The organism is Streptomyces sp. ActVer (assembly GCF_027270795.1).
In the GTDB taxonomy this organism is placed as follows: domain Bacteria; phylum Actinomycetota; class Actinomycetes; order Streptomycetales; family Streptomycetaceae; genus Streptomyces; species Streptomyces umbrinus_A.
Window position 1 is genome coordinate 1 of sequence record NZ_JAPWHT010000758.1, and the last position, 2,728, is coordinate 2,728.

Here is a 2,728-nt window from a genome sequence, read left to right on the forward strand (position 1 = left end):
GGACCGCACCGCCGAGTCGTCCCGCTGGGAGGCCCGCCGCCTCGACGCCCACCGAGCCCGCCTCACCGCGGCCCTCGCCCTCGGCCAGGCCGGGCAGTACCTCCCCGACCTCACCGCCCTCTGCGACGCCCACCCCCTGGACGAGCCACTCCAACTCCTGCGCCTGCGCGCCCTGCGCGACGCGGGCCGCACCGCGGAGGCACTGGCGGGCTACGAATCCGTACGACACCTCCTCGCCGACCGTCTCGGCACCGACCCGGGACCCGAACTGCGGTCACTGCACGGGGAGTTGCTCCGGGGGGAAACCAGCAAGAACGGACACCGGCCGACGTCGTACCAGCAGTCGTACGAGCAGACGCCCGGGCCCAACCCCCCGTCCGGCACCCGCGACCGCCCCGCGCCCCTCGGCAACCTCCGCGCCCGGCTCACCTCCTTCGTCGGCCGGCACACCGACCTGGAGACCATCCGCGGGGACCTCGGGGCCGCCCGGCTCGTCACCCTGCTCGGGCCCGGCGGGGCCGGCAAGACCCGGCTCTCCCAGGAGGCCGCCGAGAGCGTCGCCGCGTCCGTGCCCGACGGGGTGTGGCTGGCCGAACTCGCCCCCGTCGACGACCCGGAAGCCGTGCCCGAGGCCGTACTCACCGCGGTCGGAGCGCGGGAGACCGTGCTGCGCGGCGCCGGCGCCGAGGAGATGCGGGCCGTCACCGACCGGCACGACGACCCCCTCGCCCGGCTCACCGAGCACTGCGCCAAGCGCCGCATGCTGATCGTCCTCGACAACTGCGAACACGTCGTGGACGCCGCGGCCCGCCTCGTCGAACAGCTCCTGGAACGCTGCCCCGGACTGACCGTACTGGCCACGAGCCGCGAACCCCTCGGCGTACCGGGGGAGTTGCTGCGGCCGGTGGAACCGCTGCCCGAGCCCTACGCGCTGAAACTGCTCGCCGACCGGGGCGCCGCGGCCAGGCCCGGCTTCCGGGTCGACGCCGACGCCGAAACCGCAGCGGCCGCCGCCGAGATCTGCCGGCGGCTCGACGGACTGCCGCTGGCCATCGAACTGGCCGCCGCCCGGCTGCGGATGCTCACCCCGCGGCAGATCGCCGACCGCCTCGACAACCGCTTCCGCCTCCTCACCTCGGGCAGCCGTACGGTCCTGCCGCGCCAGCAGACACTCCGTGCCGTCGTCGACTGGTCCTGGGACCTCCTCGACGCGGACGAACGGGACGTGCTGCGGCGGCTGTCCGTCTTCGCAGGCGGCTGCGACCTCGCCGCCGCCGAGGCCGTCTGCGGCCCCGCCGCCCTGGAGCTGCTCGGCTCACTCGTCGACAAGTCCCTTGTCGTCGCGGCCCCTTCCCCCCTGGACGGGGCCGACGGCGAGATGCGCTACCGGCTCCTGGAGACCGTCGCCGAGTACGCGGGACAGCGGCTCGACGAGTCCGGCGAGCGCCCCGCCGCCGAGCGCGCGCACCTCACGTACTACCGCGAACTCGCCCGTACCACCGACCCGAAGCTGCGCGGCCCCGGCCAGCGCGCGGCCATCGAACTGCTCCAGGTCGAGGGCGAGAACACGCGCGCCGCACTGCAGCACGCCGTCGCCGAACGCGACGAACAGGAGGCGCTCTGCCTCATCCTCTCCCTCGCCTGGTACTGGCAGATCCGCGACCTGCGCACGGCGGCACGCAACTGGACCCGCGAGATCATGGCGCTCGGCCCCGACCCGTTCGCGCCGCCCGCCGAGCCGGCCGTCCCGCTCCACGAACGGTGCACCGAGACTCCGCCACCGATGCGCCCCGAGGTCCTCGCCGAGGCCCGGCGCGGTGTCCACCTCCTCCATCTCGCCTGTATGGACCTGGAGTTGGAGACCTGGCAGACCCCCGAGGCCGAGGCGAAGCTGCTGGCCATCACCGAGACCTACCAGCCGGGGTACCCGCAGGTCTGCCGCAACCCCGGCTTCCTCTGGTTCTACGCCGTGATGCTGACCGGCGACATGGACCGGCTGCGCGAGGTCATCGACGCGAGCGTCGACACCTGCCGGGAGCTCGGCTACCAGTGGGAGCTGGCCGGCTCCCTGCAGATGCGCGCCAACATCCTTGCCAACCGCGCCGACTGGGCCGGTGACGCGACCCGTGACGCGGACGAGTCGCTGGACATCTTCGTCCGCATCGGGGACGGCTGGGGCGCCGCCGAGGCGCTCTCCGCACGGGGCGAGGCCCGTGAACGCAAGGGCGAGTACCAACTCGCCGCGGCGGACTACCAGGCGGCCATCACCCACGCCGAACACCTCGGCGCCCGCGCCCAGACGGCCATCCTCACCACCCGTCTCGGCGGCGTGCTCATCGACTCGGGGGAGGCCGAGCGGGGCGAGCGGATGCTCCGCGACGTCCTGGAGCAGGGCCACGGAGCGCGCAACGAGGCGATGCCCGCGGCGCGGCTCTTCCTCGCGACGTGGCTCGGCCGTACCGGCCGGCTTGCCGAGGCCCGCATCCAGATGGACCGGATGCGTGAGGAGTTCGGCGCCGTCCACTTCGTGGTCTTCGACTCGTACGTGCTCGGGGTGGAGGCCTGGCTGGACGCCGTGGACGGGCTGTACGAGGAAGCGGTGACGAAGGCGAGGGCTGCCCTGCAGCGGGCGCAGGACCCGCTGAGCAACATGATCTCGCCGAACATGACGTCGGCGCATCTGGCCACCGCCTCCCTCGCGCTGTCCGGCGTCGACGGCGGACAACGG

The 2,728-nt window shown here is 73.8% G+C and carries 1 protein-coding gene; it reads left to right on the forward strand.

Going from position 1 to position 2,728, the window contains the following annotated elements:
• On the forward strand, positions 1–2,728 hold a 2,728-nt coding region (locus O3Q52_RS51680), incomplete at both ends, for a BTAD domain-containing putative transcriptional regulator (RefSeq protein ID WP_269655336.1).